The organism is Aquimarina sp. RZ0, from assembly GCF_008370685.1.
Taxonomy (GTDB): domain Bacteria; phylum Bacteroidota; class Bacteroidia; order Flavobacteriales; family Flavobacteriaceae; genus Aquimarina.
Genome location: NZ_VTZU01000013.1, coordinates 48,150 through 69,011, shown reverse-complemented (window position 1 = coordinate 69,011; position 20,862 = coordinate 48,150). Strand labels below are relative to the sequence as shown.

Sequence of the window (20,862 nt, the reverse complement as noted above, 5' to 3'; positions counted from 1 at the left end):
TACAACAGGTATCATTCTGAGTCTATTGGTTCAGACTTGTCCAAAACATCTTGTAACTTACTGCCAAACTCTTCGACAACAGGAGACAGAAACATTTCAGAATGATTTCCGGGGATCATATGTTTACGAATTCCTTTTAATGCAATCTTGCTCCAACCTAAATATTTGTAGTCGTGTGCATAAAAAATATTTTTAGTTGCTCTAAAAAGATCTACTGTTATGTCTTGTGGAATTAGGCGATAACGCTCAAATGCCAATTGGTGCATTTTATCAATTTTTGTAGTACGATTAAACTGCATTTGCTGTTGCTTTTCACGTCCGTATTTTAGCCTTAAATACCATCCGGAAATTTTTAGTGTTAGCAGGTAATATCTGCGTTTAAAGTTTTTTATGCTACTAAACATGTTAAACGTCATAAAAATTAATTGGGCTATGTTATAGAACATAGAGACTATTTTTTTTACAAACGGATTAGAATAATAATATGAAGGATAAACATAGCTATCAAGTAATGCTAGGGTTTTCACCTTTTTTCCTTGAGCTCTTAATTGTTTTGCCATTTCGTAAGCAATCACACCTCCAAAAGAAAACCCTGCCAATGCATAAGGACCTTCTGGATTTACGGATATAATTTCTGAGATATAATGAGAAGCCATATCTTCAATAGTGTCATGAGGTTTAGCCTTACCACTGAGTCCTTTAGCTTGTAAAGCATATACAGGTTGATTAGGACCTAGGTTGTCAGCTAAATTTTTGTAAATTAAAACATTATAATTAGCGCCGTGTACAATAAATAGAGGAGGTTTATTTCCTTTTGGTTTTAACGGGACTAATGAATCCCAGGAAATCTGTTTTTTATCTAGATACGATGCTAATTTTTGAATAGTAGGCTGTTCTAGCAAAGCAGCTAGCGGCAACCTGTTTCCTGTTTGTTTCTCTATTAGTGTCATTACTTTTACAGCGATTAGAGAATGACCTCCTAATTCAAAAAAATCACTATGAATATCAATTTTATCAACCTCCAGACACTCTTCCCAAATGGATGCAATTATGTGTTCAGATTTGGTTTGAGCCTTTGTGAAAGTTGATTGGTTAGTCTGGATTGAGGATAAATTTAGTAAAGCATTACGGTCTATTTTTCCATTGAGTGTTGTAGGGAAATTACTTAACACATTAAACTGTTGTGGAACCATATGAGCAGGAAGTATTTCAGACAGACTTCTTTTCCACGTACTCATTGTAGCTTCAGGAATACTATTTGATTGTGTTGAAACTACATGGGCGATCAGTACGTCATTTTTTACAATAACTACAGAGCTGTGTACAAGTTCTAATGAATCTACAGCTTGTTCTATTTCGCCCAATTCAATACGATGTCCTCTAATTTTGATTTGATGATCCAGACGCCCCAGACATTGTATTTCTCCTGTCGGAAGCAATTTTCCCAGATCTCCGGTACGATATAAAATAGGGGTATGTTCCGTTTCAAATGGGTTCTTTATAAATTTTTCATATGTTAAGTCTTGACGATTCCAATATCCTTTGGAAACTCCATCTCCTGCAATACACAATTCTCCAACTGTATTCGGAGAAGCCAACAAATTGTACTCATTTAAGATATAGAATTGAGTATTTGAGATAGGATGGCCAATGGTGATAATATCATCATCCTTCATAATTCTTTTGACAGCAGACCATATGGTTGTTTCTGTGGGGCCATACATATTCCATAATTCATATGCGCTATCTAATATCTTTTTTGCTAATCCTATCGGTAGTGCTTCCCCACCGCAGAGAGCTTTTATAGGTAATGTTTCTGTCCACCCGGCATCTAACAACATTTGCCAGGTCGTTGGTGTAGCTTGCAACATAGTAATATGTTCATCTTTTAACAGCTCAAGCATAAGTCGGCTATCTTTAGCGGTTTCATCATTGGCTATGACTAATGTAGCACCTTTTAGAAGTGGAAGAAACAACTCGAGTCCTGCAATATCAAATGATATCGTTGTAATTGATAAAAAGGTGTCGTTTTCTTCTATACCCGGTTCATTCATCATACTGGATAAAAAATTAACCAGATTTTTATGAGTGACCATAACTCCTTTTGGCTTGCCTGTAGAGCCCGACGTATACATGATATATGCAAGTTCATTTATATCAACAGATATGTTTGGAGGAGATAATGGATACTTGGATAAATTTGGAAATATAGTGTCTGTTATTAGTATATTTACATTAGTCTTAAATGAAGACGAAAATTCTTTTGTTGTAATTAGATAATCGGCTTCAGCATCTTTCATCATAAATTCTAACCTTGTTACAGGAAAGTTAGGGTCTAGCGGAAGATAGGCTGCACCACATTTCATGATAGCAATTAAGGCTACTACAAGCTCAATAGATCTTGGCAAAGAGACAGCAACATAATCACCTTGCGTTACTCCCTGTGTTATCAAATAGTGAGCTAATTGGTTCGCGCGCTCTTCTAAATTTTTATATAAAACCTCTGAATCACCAAATTTGATAGCTTGTTTCAGGGCTGTGATTTGGGATTGATTTGTCAGCAGTTCGTGTAATGGTAGTTTGTGGTAAGAAGCTGAAGTCGCATTCAGTTCTGCATAAGCCGAATTATCTACTTTTATAATATCACCGATTGTACTTTCTGAATTAGCTACAATATCAGTCAGAACTTCCTTAAAAGAAGTCATCATCTGTGCAATAGTTTCCGGCTTAAAAAGGGCCACATTATACGACCATTCTAATATGAGTTCACCTTCTGTTCCTGTAGCATTTACAAATAGCTCAAAGGCTTCATAAGCTCTGGGATTACTTTTTAACTTATAATGCAGTTCTTTAAAATCAACTGCACTGGTCATTCCCATATCAATATTAAACATAATAGGAACCAATGGCACTCTTGATGGATCTCTGGCAATTGTAAGTTTTTGGAGTAGTTGACCAAAACTAAATTGTTGATGATCATAGGCATCAAAAATTGCAGTTTTTCTATTTTTTAAATACTCGAGGAATGGTGTATCCGGTGCAAGTTTACTCCTCAAAGGAAGTAAATTTACACAATGCCCTATTAACTGAGTCTTACCACTCTGAGACTGACCTGCTGCAGGAAGACCTAAAACCAATTCATCCTGACCTGTTTGACGATATAGAAAAACCTCAAAGGCTGCTAATAGTGTAACGACAAAACTAGCACCAGATCGAATTCCTACTTTTTTTAAATTAGCTACTAAATCACTATCAATTTCAAAATCTAAGCGTTCTCCATTAAAAGTTCTTAATCGTGGTCTTGGAAAATCTGTTGGTAAGGTAACTATTGGAACAGATGATTCGTATTGTTGAAGCCAATATTTTTGGGTTTTTATATATTCCTGACTTTCCATAAATTTTTGTTCTCCATCTGCATAAGAACTAAATGTTTCAGCTTGTGGAATATCAGGTGGTGTATTCGTAATATTTGCCGAATAGAAACTTCCTAATTCTTCAAGCATGATCCCAATAGACCAACCATCACAAATGATATGATGCGCAGTGAGTATCAATTGATGCTCTTGCTCAGAAAGTTTTAATAAACCAGCCTTAAATAAAGGTCCGTCAATCAGATCAAAAATATAATGGGCATCTCTGGATATATAGTTTTGTACTTCTTTGTTTTTATGAGTTATGTCAAGCTGCGAAATGTCCTGATAAAAAACCTCAATAGGAAGTTTTTTAAAGATGATCATAAAATGCCCATTTGGGCTAAAAGTAGCTTGTAAAGCTTCATGCCTTCCAATGAGCTTTTGTATAGCGCTTTCTAGAGCTGTTTTACTCAAGTTTCCTTGAAGTGTCAATGAAACAGATTCATTATAAGCTCTATTTGCATCTTCTCCACCAAGCACGCAGGCCATCCATATTTCAGACTGTGGTTGGGTGATAGGAATTATACGAGCTATTTCCGGACCAGAAAATGGATTGAACGTGCTAGTAATAGGTGTTTTGGTAATTATTTGACTCATAGGCTATAAAGCTATGTATTCAGAACATTATTATTAGTTTTTTAATACTTTACAATTCGATTTTATGGTATTCACCATTCTTTTGCTTATGTGCTACGAACCAAGCTGGATTCCCATCCTCATCTCTTCCAAGCTTAGCACCTTGAACAGGAGGAGTATTTAATTGATCAACTGGATTCTTGATTGATATATCATTTGTTTTTGTATCAAAATTATTGAGTTTAGTGTTCAAAAATCCAGCAGAGATTAACTCATTAATACTAGAAAGGAGTACTGTTTTAACCTGTTGAATATCTTCTTCAAGATATGCATTTGTGAGAAAGCATGGAAATCCGTCCCAAATGTGAATACCCTTTTCTCTCATTAATGTAAATAACAACTCCGAATAAGAGATTTCTTCAGTAAATTTAAGTCTCCAAAGCGAACCAAAATATGTTATTTTCATAGGTAAACCTTGTTTTTCAAACGCTTCATTAAGATCAGATGCTAGATTTTCGGTCATAGAGGTTAATTTGTTCTGGAGTGCAACTCCCTGAGATTTCATAAAAAGTAATGATGCTTTAGTAGAAGCAAGCGCAAGCGGATGCCTAACAAATGTGCCGGCAAAGTAGGTTACTCCTACTTCTGGAATTGAGTTATCTCCGTATTCCCAAAATCCACCATCAAGTGCATCCATATATTTTTTATATCCCAAAATAGCACCAACAGAAACTCCTCCGCCAATTACTTTTCCATAGGTAGCAATATCAGCTTTTATGTCAAACAACGCTTGTGTGCCGCCGGGATGCATTCTGAACCCGGTAATGATCTCATCAAAGATAAGTAAGGTTTCTGAAGCTTTGGTGATCTCACGAACCTCCCTAAGAAAATCTACAGGTTGAAATTCTGGTCTGCGACTTTGTACGGGTTCTGCAAGAACTGCAGCTACTTCATTCGCACGATTGCGAATAATTTCCAGACTTTCTTCTGTACCGTACTCCAGTAATAAAATATTCTGAACCGAATTAGGTAAAATCCCTGCTGCTGCCGGGAAGGTTTTTAGCTTTTTAGATCCTCGCACAAGGGCTTCATCATTAATTCCGTGATAGGATCCTGTAAATGCAATAATAAGTGATCGTCCGGTAACAGTGCGTGCAATGCGCATCGCTCCCAAAACAGCTTCTGAACCGGTATTGCAAAGGGCTGCTCGCTCATGACCTGTAAATTCGCAAAGAAGTTCACAAACTTCGCCTGCCAATGGATGTTGAGGTCCTACTTCAAAGCCAAGTTCTATTTGCTGATGTAGGGCTTCTTTTATAAAATCAGGTTGATGCCCAAACAAACACGAACCAAAGCCATTCAGGGTGTCAATATATTCATTGCCATCTACATCCCAAAGACGATTTCCTGACGATTTTTCAATAACAATAGGGTAGACCAGCTCTTTTGTTAATGGCTTAAAGCCTGATACCACCCTTGGATCTGCCATATGTGTTCGATGTTTTTGAGTATATGTTTTACTACCTCCCGTTTTTTTATTGTAACTAAGAATTAGTTTTTCTAAAAAATTTTGTTGCTCACCGTTAAGTTCGGATGTTTGTCGATCGATTTTTGGGGAAGCACCAAAAGGTTTTTTATGCTCCTTAATCTCATCTTCAGAACGTGCTTCTGATGATGAATTGATGATGGGAGTTACTGGAGCTGGAAGTGGTTCCTGGATCGTAACGGCGGGAGCTGGATTATTTCCTTTTAATAATTCCAGTTGCTTTCCTAATAATTGAAGTTGTTGAGCGATCAAATCTATTGCAGAAGTATTATTAGTATAGGCATTACCTGTGTTTATAGAATTAGCAGGAAATGACATACTTGGTGTTACTTGAGAAGCATTGACAGTTGATGTTACAGGTGCGGGAGCAAAGCGTTCTGGAGGTAAGGTTGTATCCAAATAGTCTGCCAAAAGGTTTGGTGTACCAAATTCATCATTTAACTGGCGAAAGCTAATAGGAGTTTTGAATTCATTTTTACAGATAATTGACATTTGTGTCAGAACAAGAGAATCGAGACCAAGCTCCAGAAAACTATGGTCATACTCAGAGGCTTCAATCTCCATTCCCGAAGTATTCGAAACTATTTCTGAAATTTTTTTCAGAATTTTTACTTTTCTATTTGGTTGTGAAACGGTAGTCATAGGAAATTCTATAGATGTATTATTGCTGGATTCAATTAATTTATTTCTCTTTTCGGAGGTTAGCTCTTTTATGGGTGGATCTACCCAACAAGGTTTGCGATCAAATGCATAAGAGGGTAGTAGCACTCTTTGTCTGGGTTGTTTTGTATAAAATGCCTGCCAGTCTGGTTCTATGCCCTGTAGCCAAAGTTGTCCCAAAGCCTTTAATACGGTATGGTAAGAATTTTCGTTTTCAGCGGGTGCTACTAAACTGGCAATCGCGGTAGTTGATTTTGCTTTCTTTTTTTGTTGTGATAAGGTTGTTAATGCGCGACCGGGACCAACCTCTAACAATAGTATGTCTTCTAATCCAAGTGCCGTTTCCATAGCATCCGAAAAGCGAACGGTTGCTCGCAAATGATTTGTCCAGTATTGAGGGTCGGTAGCCTCTACATCACTAAGCCAGGTGCCTGTCACTGTAGAAATAATGGGAGTATGAGGTGCATTTAATCGTACTTTTTTGACTTCCTCTTCGAAACCCTTTAAAACGGGGTTCATCATAGTAGAATGAAAAGCATGACTCGTTAAAAGTAATCGATTGGGAATTTCGTTCTTTTCTAAAGTTTTAGAAAACAATTTAATAGCGCTCTCTTCACCAGAAACTACACATAATTGATCTGAGTTTATAGCGGCTACAGAAAGTGTTTCTGGAAGCATTGCGGATAAACTATCGTAAGTCATTCTTACAGACAGCATACTACCTTCTGGAAGTTCATTCACTAATTTACCGCGAATAGCAATAAGAAGTAGTGCATCTTTTAAGGAAAATACACCCGCCAAATGAGCTGCAACAAATTCTCCGATACTATGCCCACAAAGTAGTGTAGGACGAATTCCCCAATTCATCCATACTTGAGAAAGTGCATATTCTATTACAAATAAGGCAGGCTGTGTAAATCGAGTTTCTTTTAAAATATGTTCTGCTTCTTGAGTGTTGTTTTCAGGATATAAGATCGTTCGGATATCAAAATGAAATTCTTCTTGTAAAATTTCAGCACAATGATCGACAGCCTCTCTAAAGACATTTTCGTGATTATACAATGCTTTCCCCATTTGTAAGTATTGTGCTCCCTGACCAGGAAAGAGAAAAGCAAGTTCGTTTGGAACGATCTTTAAAACGGTATGGTTGCCATTGTTTTTTTTCTTATTTATTAAATATTGAGCAGCTTTGGCAGTAGTTTCGCCTAGTATGAATTGACGATACTTAAAACTATCTCTGGTTGTATTTAAGGAATAAGCGACATCGGCTAATGAAGGTGGCGCTTTTTTTTGTAAATAATTAGTTAATTCTGTTGTATATGTGTCTAAACTGGAAGCCGATTTTGCAGACCAGGATAGTAGTTGTATCGGTCGTCCTGAATCAGATGGTTTAGTCTCTGTGGTATATTCTTCTACAATTAAGTGTACATTGGTACCACCAACACCAAATGAACTTATGCCAGCACGACGGATAGCTGATGATTGCCATTCACGTAAGCTTGCATTTACATAGAAAGGACTGTTTTCAAAATTTATAGCTGGATTAGGTGTTGAAAACCCTAAAGAAGGTGGTATCTGCCGATGATGCATCGACAATATAGTTTTGATTAAACCGGCAACACCTGCAGCTGCGGTAAGGTGTCCCATATTACTTTTTATAGAACCTATAGCGCAATAGGATTTTTGATCTTGTTTTCCAAAAGCCTTGTGCAGGCCCTCCATTTCGATGGGATCACCCAGCGGAGTAGCCGTACCATGTGCTTCGATATAACTAATGGATGAAGGTAAGATTTGACTGTCATGAAGTGCTCTACTAATAGCATCCGCCTGCCCTTCTGAACTAGGAGCAGTAAAACTACCTTTACCGCCACCGTCATTGTTAATCCCTACTCCTTTTATGACACCATAAATAAAATCTCCATCTTTTTTTGCGCGCTCCAGACTTTTTAAGAGAACGACTCCCGCACCATCACTAAATACGGTTCCTTTGGCATCCGCATCAAAAGAACGGCAATGTCCATCAGAACTCAACATAGAACCTTCTTGATACAGATGACCACTATATATCGGTGCTGTTACACTCGATCCCCCAGCGATGGCGATACTACATTGATTATTGCGAATGGCTTCAACAGCTTCGGCAATAGCAAGTAATGAAGTGGAGCAGGCAGATTGAACACTGACGGCTGGTCCTTTAAGATTCAGGTGATATGCAGTTCGAGAAGAGATATAATCTTTTTCATTTACTGTATTGGCTTGAAGCGTTCCTATACGATTTAATACTTTCTGATTGGGTAGTATATTGTTTTTATAATAGGTGTTTGTCCCAGTTCCTGCATACACTCCGATACTTCCTTTATAGTGTTTAGGGAGATGTCCGGATTGTTCAAGAACCTCCCATGCAATTTCTAAAAATAATCGCTGTTGTGGATCCATAGCTTCTGCGAGTTTTGGGTTCATACCAAAAAATGCAGCATCAAATTCTTTTGCAGAAGGCACAATGCCTCTTGCTCTTATATATAGAGGATCGTTACGTAGCGATCCGGGAATGGTCTTATCAAGCTCTTCTGGTGTGAAAAAAGAAATGGTTTCTTTCCCTTCCTTAAGTACTTCCCACAATGCCTCAATAGAAGAGGCTCCAGGAAATCTGCCTGCCATTCCAATAATGGCGACATCACTCGTAGTGGTTTTGTTTTTTGTTTGTGTTGAATACTCTATTAAAGAATCTGGTTCTGAATCTTTTTCAAGGTACTTGGCTACTAAACTTATTGTAGGATACTGATAGATTTTAGTCACCGGAATTTTCAGTTTCAAAAGTTGTCTCATCGAGGTAGCTACTTTTTGCGTTAGGAGAGAAGTTCCTCCTAACTCAAAAAAGTTATCATCAATACCAATGTTTGGTATTTGAAGAAATTTACTCCATATGGAGGCAATATCTTTTTCTAGTTTTGTATGTGGCTTTTTAAAAAGAGATGCTGAATCTGGTCTTACATATTCGGGTGCTGGTAGTTTTTTCTTGTCAATTTTACCATTGATGGTAATTGGAAACTCATCAATCCACATGAAAATCGAAGGAATCATATGATCCGGTAAAATCTCTTCAAGCTGTTTCCGAACAGTATTTGTATCTTGTTCTAATATTGCTGATTGTAAATAGGCAACCAGTTTTGGTTCTCCTCCTGTCAAATTACTAACGATTACTGCATTTTTTTCGATACTAGGGAGTGTATCAAGAACTGATTCAATCTCACCTAATTCAATGCGGTGACCTCTCACTTTGACCTGCTGATCTCTTCGTCCAAGACATTGTACTTGACCATTTGGTAACAATTTTCCTAAATCACCAGATAGATATATTTTATTTCCTGTTTTCGAAATAAAAGGATCTTCAAGAAAGTTTTTATCGGTTAATTCGGGTCTGTTTAAATATCCTAGTGATACTCCATCTCCACCTATAGCTATTTCTCCTACTTCTCCAGGTACTACAGGGGTGCCTTTTTTATCTAATAAATACGCATATGTATTGGCAACAGGTCTGCCTATAGTAATTGGATCATCATTCTTAGTGATTTGTGTTAGAAAAGCACATACTGTAGTTTCTGTTGGGCCATAAATATTCCACAATTCGCTACAGAGATCCAGAAGTTTATGAGCCAAATTTAGAGGTACAGGTTCTCCTCCGATTAATGCTTTAATATTAAGCGGTTTTTTCCAGCCCGAATCTAGAAGTATCTGCCATATGCTCGGAGTACCCCACATCATAGTGATGTTGTTCTTGGATGCTTTTTCTAGTAATAGTTGCCCATCAAGTCTCGTTTCTTCATCTACAATAGATATAGATGCACCGTGGATCAGAGGAAGAAATGTTTCCATCACCATAGCATCAAAAGAAATGGTAGTAACAGCAAAAATCGTATCGTGACTATTGATCCCTGGTTCTATTCCCATAGAATAAATAAGATTGATCGTGTTTTGGTGAGATACCTGAACTCCTTTGGGTTTACCTGTAGATCCAGAAGTATAGATGATATACGCTACGGATTGAGGATCTATTTTTAGGTAGAGTGATTTTGCAGGGAAACTACCTCGCTTTTGTAAAATATCTTCAACAAATATATTTTTTGATGTATCCGGAAGATAGTTTTTTGAAGATTCACATAGTACATAACTTGCTTTGGAATCTGTAATGATAGTCTCTAATCTCTTTTTGGGATAATGCACATCGATAGGGACATAGGCGGCACCGCATTGCAGAATAGCAAACATAGAGACTATCAATTCGGGGGATCTATCCAGAGAAAGTGCAACAATTTGACCGGGTCGAACCCCTTGATCCCACAAATAATGAGCTGTTTGGTGAATTCTTTTTTGAAGCTCGCTATACTGAATTTTTATAGTATTAAACTCTATGGCGATCGCGTTAGGATTCGCCATAGATTGTTTGTCTATAAGTTCATGAAGCGTTGATTTCGGATACTCAAGTACCGAGCCTTGTATTGTAGTAGCAAGTTTCATCTTTTGTTTATATTTCCCTTGTAAAAATTAACTAAAATTAACAATTAAATAAGTAATTTTTAGCATTTCAAATTTAAAAAATATTTTAGAAGCGCCTAATTAATAATAATACTTATAAATTTACACTCAAATTGAGTGTGGATTAATTGATTAGATTTACCTGCTAATAGCTAGATTCAGTAGGGTTTTGGGGAGATATAATATTTTATGAGTATAAGATTACATAGACTATAAAAATGAATAAACTTTTCCAGATTACGTAATTAAGCGTGTTAAAATCCTCTTTTTTCTAAAAAATTAATCAATTTGGTAAGAAGGTTATGATTTTTAATCCAAGGACTCTATAAAACAAATATTATTAAAGAAAACTATGAAAGATTTTATAAAGAAGTATGAAATTTGGATATTTTTAGTGCTTGCTCCTTTAATTAACACCATTATTACGTATGCCAATAGCAAAGGGATTATTACTGGTTTTGTATATACTCATGGTCGTTTTTATGCACTTTTATTCTTATTAATTTGCATTGTAAAATTTACAAAAGGCAATGAGGGGATAAAGGATGTATTTAGACCGATGTTAATCTGGAAAATTAATCCGATGTGGTATCTGTTTAGTTTGTCATTTGCATTAACGCTGGCTGCCTTTACTTTGTTTCTGAAATCTATTTATTATGACATTGATTATTATGCACTTTTAAAATTGAATGTTCCAACCTTAAGGAATAGTTTTTTTTTACTGACCTGGGCATTTATGGGAGAAGTTGTATGGGTGAGTTATTCAGTTCGTACCTTATCAAAAATGATGAAACCATTTTATGCAAGTCAAATTATTGGTATTGTTTGGGCTTTATGGTGGATTCCATCTGTGTATATCAATACAGGTGTTATTGAAGACCTTCCCGCATGGCCTTTATTTTTAAATATGATGGGTGCAGCAGGGATGTGTGCCATTATCTATGCACAAACCAAAAGTGGTATTTGCGTATGGATATTACAATATATGCTGAATATGTCTATAATATTATTACCTGTTTCTCCAACGGTTGGTGGTATCCCAACCTATTCAGCATTTGCTACTATTTATTTTCTAACGATGTTAGCTTTTATGTATTTTATGAATCCAATCAAAAAAGAAGTGAAAAGTGATTGAGTTTTTTTGACTCTGAGAGATTACAGTGTTTTATAGAAGCACTTTGGAGTTGAGACTTTTTCAGAGAAGGATTTTTTTATGAATACATCCTAATTTTTTACCCCAATAAAACTGAGTTTGGAGGATTCATGAAGTGGTTTATAAGACAGATGCCATATACTAAAGCCTGCATTTTTAAAGAGTTTAGGGTAGTTATGTGAAAATGAGCGTTCAGGGCCATAAGGTTGAGACCCAGAGTTTATGTCAAAATTATGATCTGTACCATTAGGTTCTATAGCAATAAAGATAGTATTACCCAAACTGTTTATTTTCTTTAGAAATGTTTGTAGCCGTTCTTCTGTAAAATACTCTAGTACACCTCTTGATGTTACAAAAATAGTATTCTCTTTACCATGTTTTTTAACCCATTCAAAACCATCTGAGGCTACAAACTCAAGTCTTTTATTTGTGCTGAATTTTTCGATATTTATATTTACTTGAACTTGGCTGAGATCAATCCCTACAAAATGATTGATATCAGGAAATTCTGAACTCAGATATTCTAAAACATTTCCATTCCCTGTGCCAATTTCTACCAGTGTATTAAATGTTTCTGATTGATTTGATAATTCATCTTTGAGAAGCTCAAAAATAAAGGAACAATCTGGTAAGAAATTCTTCTCAAAAGTAGTGTTGGTCGCTTCAAAAAAATCGGCACCTTGTTTTGTCCAATAGTTTTGGTGCATTGCTGCTAATGTCTCATAATCTTGTTTATTTTCGACTTTCTTCAATATGGCTCTGCGCATTAAGCGTTCTGTTAAACTTAAATTGTTTAACACCAAAGTGACTCCGTTTTCTGATAACTGATTCGCTTTTTTGGGTTGTAATAGCACTAATAAATTTCCTAAAGTACTGGCAAGTATTTCAACAAAAACAGCTCTGATTTTGAGTATCATCATACATAATTTAGAAAACAATTAAACATCAAGCTTTCCTTCTTTTAGAAAAAACTATAAAAATTGGATATCATTAAAAAACTAATATACACAAAAAGGTGATAATAGGTTTTGCAAAAGAAATTAATATTCAAATTTGATTTTGCTGTATTCCCGACCAGGTACTATTTACCATCTAATCATAATTTTTAAAAACAAAAGAAAATCCAAGATTTACAACTAATAAATCTTGAATTTCTATTTCTTCAAAATTGTTATAGTAACATCCTGTAGTCGATGTACACTATTCTTTAATAAATTTTACGACTTCACTATTTCCGTCCACTGTTTGTACGTCAATAAAGTACGTTCCTTTGGGAATAGAAGCTACATTCATTTCTTCGGTAACCTTTGTTTGTTGTGCTAACTCTTGTCCCATTAAGGAATAAAGTGTTAGGCTCTTGACCTTGCTTGTAGTAGAAATTTTTAAGGTTTCTTTGACAGGATTAGGATATAAAGCAATTGTAACTTTGTCTTTGATCTGGTCATCTATTGATAATACTGGTTCATTATTAGTATTAAAAGTCGGATCTTGTATCATAAAATCTCCTGTTCCATTAGGCACTCGGGCATAAGCTTTATTGAGTTCTTGTGCCCCATAATTAACTTGATCTATAATAGTGAGATCCTCATATACCAGTAAAAGGTTACCTCTTGACTTTTTAATTTGAAAGTTCGTATGAATACCTTGCTGATGAATATCCCGATCTGCCCATAAAATCAAATATCCATTGGCAGGGATGGTAACTTCAGAAATAAAATTCCATTTTTTAGGAAAATCAATATCATCACTAAGATAGAAATGCTGATCTAGTACAATGTCCTGGTTGGTGTTATTATATAACTCTATCCAATCAGGAGTCCCTCCGTCAGGCTCTTGTATTCCTCCTGTGTTATCACTAGAAGCAACAAATTCGTTAATAACAAGATCCCCAGGCTGTAATGGATACGAATAATCACGACAGCTTACTCCTTCAATAGTAAGTTGATCTTGTAACCAACCTCTTCTCTTATCAATCCATGTTCTTAATTCTGCTGCCGATGTTACAGTAACTCCTTGAGAATTACTAGCCATCACAGCTTCATTATTACTAATTAGTTCTTCTATAAATGATGTATCAAAAAGATATTGACTAAGTTCACAAGCTACCTCAAGATATAATTTTTTGTATTCTGGGGTGTTCCAAATGATGTCTAATTGCCATCGTGGCTGAATTGTACCAGCATTAACATCTCCTCTAAAAGTAAAGTTATAATCCCAAGGTAAAAAGTGAAATAATTTACTCTTTTCACTGTAATAGGTATAATAATTAGTATGAGGAAAATTATCCACCGCTTTTATCACATCATTGATTACAATAAACTTTAGAAAATCTCGAAAATAAACTTCCTGGAATAATTGTGGGTTTATATCGCCTAGATGCATATCTCCAAAATTGCCAAATACATCAAGCCCGTATTTTAATTCACGTTTATGTTTAGAGGTATATTTTGATAAACTTCCTGCATCTGCAAAATGATCTTTTATAAATGTTTTATCTATTTGCTGCACTAACAGATAAATATTGATAAACTCATCATTAACATACACCTCTACATAAGAGCTTCTTGGAGCGGGTACTCCTGCACGTCTAAATAGTTCATAGGATATCCTATCTTTTTGGCGGAACTCATCAACATAACTATTAGTGAGATTAATTTTTTTCATACCATCAAACTCCTGATCAGGTACAAATTCATTGATATCGATTTTCATGGGTACTTGTTCTCTTCTAGCGGAGCTTCTTCCTTTAGTCCGTATACCAACAGATTCAATTTTCTCGCCATCAAACTTCATATCAACCTGATAATAAGGTCGGTCATCAGGTGTGTCTACATCATCTTGTAATGTTTGATAAAGATTTGGATCTGTTTTTGAAGTAATTCTTAATTCATGAATTTTAGTGGAGTCAAATAATTTATCTCCCTTCGTTTGAGAAAAACCCGAAATGTAAGTAATAAAAGAAAATGCTAGTAATATAATTCTACTTGTCATCATTTTTTTGTGTGTGATTATATAGTATAAACGCATTACTTTTAAAACACCCTACCTTTAAATTTAAATAATATTAACCCGTGATGTATGCAGAAAAGTTGTGCATTCTGCTAAATAGTAATAAATTGAGATCAAGAGGTTGTTTTTACAGACTTTTATCTGTAAACTCATCTATCTCATTTTAGACAAGTGTTCGGGAAAACCCATTAAAATAGTGAATTTGCAAGAGAAATTCTGACAATTTTTCTAAGACCTATACTATATTTTTAAATTCATAAAATTGTGATTCGACTTCTATTAGGAATTTTATATCTTAAATGAAGAGGGTGATCTTTTTCTATTATACCACACCTCTATATAATCGAACACAGCTGTTTTAGCTTCTTGTATTGTTTTTAAATTATGATAATAACGAACTCTTTTTTATTGTTTTATAGTTTGTAATATGGTTTAAAAAGAGTATACATTAAAAGTCTATAGTTTGAGGTTCTGATACGATTTATAACTAAAAATTTCGCATATTCATCGTTTCTTTTTCCTTTCTACTTCGTTTAAAAAATAAACCGTAGCTATAGCTATGCTTGATTTTTTTGCCTTGAATAAAGAAAAAATAATTCAATGAATTTATACGAATTTTTTAATCATAAATCGTATGAGTACACTATTAAATAAAAAGGATATCGAGATATTTGAATTGTTTGAAGCGACCTCACGGCTTTTAAAATTTCTGTTTTCAGGAAGTACGACTTTTAGACAAGCGCTAAATTCAGAATAGTAATGCAGATGTATGATACATTTTTTTGATCAAAAATCAATTTTGTTTCAGAAACTAAATTCTTTCGAGATTAAGGTAAGGTTTATAAGAACTGAGAGATTCTGAATACCTCACTCATTAAAAGTGTATCATACATCTGTATAATTGACAACAAACGAGATTATTCCTTGTTATTATAATTTATTTTATGACTAGCTTTTTAGTATACATTTGTGAAAACCCCATTGCGGTCAAGGTATAGATTCCTGGTTTTTTGTTAAGTTCGATCTCGATAGGTTCAGTGCCCTGAGTTATATCTACTGTTTTAATTACTTTGCCAAGCATGTCGCTTATTAGTAATTCATAGTTCCCTTTTTTTGGAAATTTAATAGAAAAAAAGCCATCAACTGATGGATTTGGGACTACTGATAATTGATTGTTTAGCAATGTGTTTTTTTCTTGATATAGCGATTCCTTTCTTGAATTTCTCCATCCGGGCATATCGCGTAATGTTGTTGTTCGATATGAAAAATAAGTGTCTTGAATTTGTCGGGTACTATTTCTTTCGAAAACAAGTTCTGCCCATCCCATAAAGAAAGTCCAATTAGGTTGACTTGCTATAACTTGAGGAGAAGGAATAAACTCAAATTCGCCTATACCCATAGGTTTGCTTCCAGCGAAATTTTTGGCTTTATTATAGGTTCTGGTGGTATAGCCCTTATTATACATATCGACTGCAAATACATCCCAGTACCTTCCGCCAGGGTTGTAGCTCCACCAGTCATAATTAGAATCGTCTACATCAAAGACAAAAATAAGGTTGCTTAGACCTTTAACATTTTTAAAATAGTTTTGAGTAAGTCGATATAAACGTTTAGATCTGTTATTCCTTTTCACTCCACCCCACCATGAAAAGTTATTATTGATCTCGTGTAAAGGTCTGAAAAATACTTCTACACCATTATCTTCTAATCTTTGAAGGTAGAAAGCCACTTCATCCATCATTTCTTTCCATTTGGTATTAATAGGGGTTCCATTTCTTAATAACTGCTCCCATTCCCAGGATGATAATTTGCTTCTTACTCCATTACCATCAAAACCACAGGGTTGGGATTTTGCAGGATTACAAGCGTGCCACATTAAACTCACAATAGCTCCGTTGTTCCATTCTATAATAGCCTGTTCAGTCATTTTCCAGCGATATTGAATATCTTCTGAACTAAATAAGAAATCACCTCCCCATAATCCAGGATATTCACCAGTTACTTCATTGATTCTGCGGGTTTGTTTTGATGGATCCCAGTTAGGTTCTCTGTTGTGATGACCAGTTACAGTTCTCTTTCCTTTAATACTATACAGATGATTTAAAGATTTCCATTTTGTCTGTGCTATGCTTTCTGTATAAAAAAAGGTGCAGAATAAGAGAATACTGATTGTAGGGATTGTAAAGTACTTCATACGTTAGTTTTAAGTTGTTTTAGGATACTGTTATTGTGATAGTTTAGGTTTTTATTATCGTGACGTGGATTAAGGTGTTTGTAGGTTTTTGATTATTAAGTTGTTATATGGTTATAGGCAATTAGTTGAAAGTTATGCCAGCAATATTCCACTATTTTGATAGTAAAAAATGGAAATATGATGTTGTAAAGGTATTAAAGTAAGAAAGGTGTCAATAATACTATGCTGTTTAATTATGATACTTTGATGGGGAATTTTGAATTTATTTTTAGTAGGGAATAATCCTCTTAACTTTATCTGGTGTATCTAAATATTTTCCAGCAGGATAGCTTGAGAACTTGCTTCGGGATTCTTGGATTGGTTTACTCGATAATCGAGATTTAAATGCTACGAGGCCTGCCTCGAAATCAAAATGTTTTTTTTCAATACATGCCTCGTAGGTTTGCCCCGAGGTAGTTCATTATAATTATTCAGTTGATCGATAGTTCTGAAATTCTAGAATCATATCATTTTTTTAAGTACATTCATTCCCTTTATCCGGGTTGGATGAATTGATAGATACTATTTTAATTTGAGTGGTAGAATTGATAGCTTTTGCACACTATAGCTATTAGATTGATGGTGTCTGATAATTTATCTTAGCTTGAGTATAACTTAAAACCTAACGAATGAGTCATAGAAGAAACAATCGACCTATATACGGGTATTCGGTAAAAATATTTAAGACTACCATATTTTTTTTCTTTGGATTTATATATGGTCAACAGGAGAAATCTTCTGTAGAAGGTACTATATTGAGTTTTGAAAATGGAATTTCAGACAACATAAAAGCTTCTAAAGGAAAAATCTCGCTTTCCTCTTTGCACTATGCCGATGGATCGAACAGTCTGCGATGGGATTTTGTTCCCGGAGATGAATTACAAATAAAAGCTGAGATTGGTTATCGACCGCAGAAGATAGATACCATTAAAAAAATATTAGATACATCATATCCGCATCTTAGCAAACCTATTGGGTTTGATTTTCCTGTTTTTTCTGAAAAAAGGCAAAACACAATTTTGAAATTCGTTTTCGGAAGAGATGCAGAAGAAGATTGTTCTATTGATTTACAATTAGGTTTTGATGGCTGGCGGAGAGTTAGTACTGCATATGACAGAGGTCATCTAAGAGGTACTCCCAAGATGGATATGAATATTTTGAGGATTAAAAATCTATCGAATACCTCAGGAACAATATATTTGGATCATCTTATCTTTTCAAAACAGCTAAATCCCAGGGCTGTAAAGCCTGATCCGGTTATACCGAGTATTTCTTATCACCCACAAAGACGAGGACCTGCCGGAAATCGCATTAAAAACTATAACTATTTAAACAAACCCTGGTTTCCTTTAGTAAAAAAAGTAGAGAAAAGCCATACAAATTCTTTTAAAACCATTCATCAGAGGTTAGTAGATATTCAGTATGAAGGGCTTCACAGTATTTCTAAGCTTTCTGGAGAAAAACTAAAAGAGTTATCCGCTGTGCACCAATATTTTAATTTAAAAAGAAGAGAAGGATTTATAAATGGATTACATCCTACAAAAGGAGAAGACCGTAAGAAGCTCTGTTTGTTTATAAAAAATCTTGGAATCTTATATAATCAAGTACAAGATGAAGGTCAGAAATTAGTAATCAGTCGGTATCTTATTGATTGTATTGAACATGGGATAAACACAGATGTTAACCTAAACTGGTACCATGGCAGAGGGTTTGCCGATGGATGTTACCTTGCCAGAGATGTATTAAAAGAAAAAGGTTTACTGGAAAAAGCAATTACATTTATTAGACGGAAATACGATTTTAATAAAATATATGATGAAAACACGGTAAGAGGAGTTCATGGCGGGAGAGGAACTAGCTCAGATGACTTATACACAAATTCTGTAGGAATGCTTCTTTGCGTATTACTTATGGACGAGACTCCGGAAAAAGTGAGGGATATGCAACATTTTACGTCATATTACAGTAATATTATGTACAATTATGCTCCGGGAATTTCAGATACTTTTAAACCAGATGGTTCGCATTTTCATCATGCGAATGCCTACTTAATACGATATGGGCAATATACAATGCGGGAAGTTTCTAAAATGATTCGTTTTTTGAGCCATACAGATTTTAGAATCTATACAGATGCTCACCAGCGAATGAAAGACAATATGCTAATCAGAAGATTTTATAGGAGTAAAAAATATTTCCCCTGGGCTTTTGCTCATAATCTAATCAGGCCGCGAGATCAGGTGAGTATTGATGAACTGGTACATTTAGCCTTTGCAGGCACACCAGATGATAAGGAAACTATCGATACAGATATTGCTAGCGCTTATTTGAGAATAATCGAAGGAGAAGAGTTATCAGAAGAAGCACTTTTTTTTAAGAGTAAAGGTATTGCACCAGAAGCTTCTCCAACGGGTCATCATACCTTGAGTTACTATGCCAAAGGAGTGCATCGCAGAAATGACTGGATGGCGGTTGTAGGGTCTTTTAGCAAGTACATTTACCAATCCGAAAGCTGGCATTGGAAAAGGGGATTTGTAACGACCAATCAATTTTTGAATTGGGGAATGCTCGAAATCATTCATGCGGATAAAAAAGGGCATCCCTATGTAAATAACGGCTGGGATTTGGATGGCTGGGATTGGTGTCGTTTTCCGGGAACTACAGCTTTTAAAGCTCCTTTGCAGCGGATTAAAACTTTACCCATTAAAAATAATGATGATGAAGATGAACACCTAAGATCTGATCAGGCTTTTGTGGGAGGATTAGATATGGATACTGGCGATGGCATATTTACAACAACCATTCATGGGCATGATAAATATGATCTGGATTCTTTTTATGCTACCAAGTCCTGGTTTTTCTTTGATGATTTAATTATCTGTTTGGGAACAGGTATTCAAAATGATTTAGAGAGCTACACCACAGAAACCACATTGTTTCAAAATTCAAAATTGCATACTACCAATAGTCTGGTTATCGGGAATAGTAAAGAATCTGATATTACTAAAAAAAATGAAAAAATAACATCTGCCGATGGTACCTGGTTGTTTGATGGTTTTAAAACTGGATATTATCTTGCAGATGGGCAGCATTTTTATATTAGTGATGGGTGGCAGGAATCCCGAGATGCTGAGGATAAAATAGATACCAGAGGTGCGTTTGAACTTGGTTATATAACTCACGGGAAAAGCCCTGACAATGCCAGGTATGAATATGCAATAAAAATTGATACTACTCCGGAAGAGATGTTTTCTTTCTCTAAAAAAATGTCATCTGATGATCAACCATATGTAGTAGTGAGAGCTGATCAAAAGGCTCACATTATATATCATAACGATAAAAAAACAGCTGCATATGTGCTTTTTCAAAAAGATTATGAGCTTAATCATCAATATTTAAAAGGGAGTACACATCCGGCAATCATTACGATAAAAGAATCAGATAAAAATAATCTTAAGGTTGCTATTAGTGATCCTGATCTTCGTTTTTATGAAGGTTTTAGTGCGGATGTAGATCTGGCACTCAATAGGGCAGAAGTTCCTCCGTATTCTCACTATTGGTATAATAATGAAAGTATCGCCTCTACCATAAAAGTTTTTGTAAAGGGTAATTGGAAAATTAAAAATACTGTAAAAGGTATTTCAAAAATTGTTCAAAAAGCCAATAATATTACGGTTTTAGAATTTAGATGCCAGCATGGGTTGACCTCAGAAGTCGAATTAATAGCTGATGAATGAAT

7 protein-coding genes and 1 pseudogene are annotated in these 20,862 nt (G+C 35.2%); 2 read left to right on the top strand and 6 right to left on the bottom strand.

Features of this window, described 5'->3' with window-relative positions:
* Positions 1-11 precede the first annotated feature (11 nt).
* Together F0000_RS06995 and F0000_RS06990 are read right to left on the bottom strand one after the other, a co-directional pair.
* On the bottom strand, positions 12-4,010 hold the full coding sequence (locus tag F0000_RS06995) for a non-ribosomal peptide synthetase (RefSeq protein WP_149623998.1): 3,999 nt from the start codon (positions 4,008-4,010) through the stop codon (positions 12-14).
* A 49-nt stretch (positions 4,011-4,059) separates the two neighbouring features.
* On the bottom strand, positions 4,060-10,710 hold the full coding sequence (locus tag F0000_RS06990; RefSeq protein ID WP_188112038.1) for a polyketide synthase: 6,651 nt from the start codon (positions 10,708-10,710) through the stop codon (positions 4,060-4,062).
* Positions 10,711-11,080: 370 nt separating this feature from the next.
* Between F0000_RS06990 and F0000_RS06985 the strand changes: the two genes are divergently transcribed.
* On the top strand, positions 11,081-11,863 hold the full coding sequence (locus F0000_RS06985; RefSeq protein ID WP_149623997.1) for a hypothetical protein: 783 nt from the start codon (positions 11,081-11,083) through the stop codon (positions 11,861-11,863).
* Between the two features lie 89 nt (positions 11,864-11,952).
* Here F0000_RS06985 and F0000_RS06980 read toward each other — a convergent pair whose 3' ends face one another.
* From F0000_RS06980 to F0000_RS06965, 4 genes and pseudogenes are all read right to left on the bottom strand, one after another.
* On the bottom strand, positions 11,953-12,798 hold the full coding sequence (locus tag F0000_RS06980; protein WP_188112037.1) for a class I SAM-dependent methyltransferase: 846 nt from the start codon (positions 12,796-12,798) through the stop codon (positions 11,953-11,955).
* 283 nt (positions 12,799-13,081) lie between these two features.
* Positions 13,082-14,872 (bottom strand): CotH kinase family protein, encoded by a 1,791-nt coding sequence (locus F0000_RS06975; protein ID WP_188112036.1) that lies wholly within the window; start codon positions 14,870-14,872, stop codon positions 13,082-13,084.
* A gap of 306 nt (positions 14,873-15,178) precedes the next feature.
* Positions 15,179-15,268, bottom strand: a pseudogene (locus F0000_RS28565) (IS3 family transposase); the annotation flags it as partial.
* Positions 15,269-15,827: 559 nt separating this feature from the next.
* A complete protein-coding gene (locus F0000_RS06965; protein WP_149623994.1) occupies positions 15,828-17,084 on the bottom strand; it encodes a glycosyl hydrolase in 1,257 nt (418 codons plus the stop codon).
* Between the two features lie 668 nt (positions 17,085-17,752).
* On the opposite strand from F0000_RS06965, the gene F0000_RS06960 reads away from it, so the two are divergent.
* Positions 17,753-20,860, top strand: coding sequence for a chondroitinase family polysaccharide lyase (locus tag F0000_RS06960; RefSeq protein WP_149623993.1), 3,108 nt, complete (start codon positions 17,753-17,755; stop codon positions 20,858-20,860).
* The last annotated feature ends 2 nt before the right edge of the window (positions 20,861-20,862 follow it).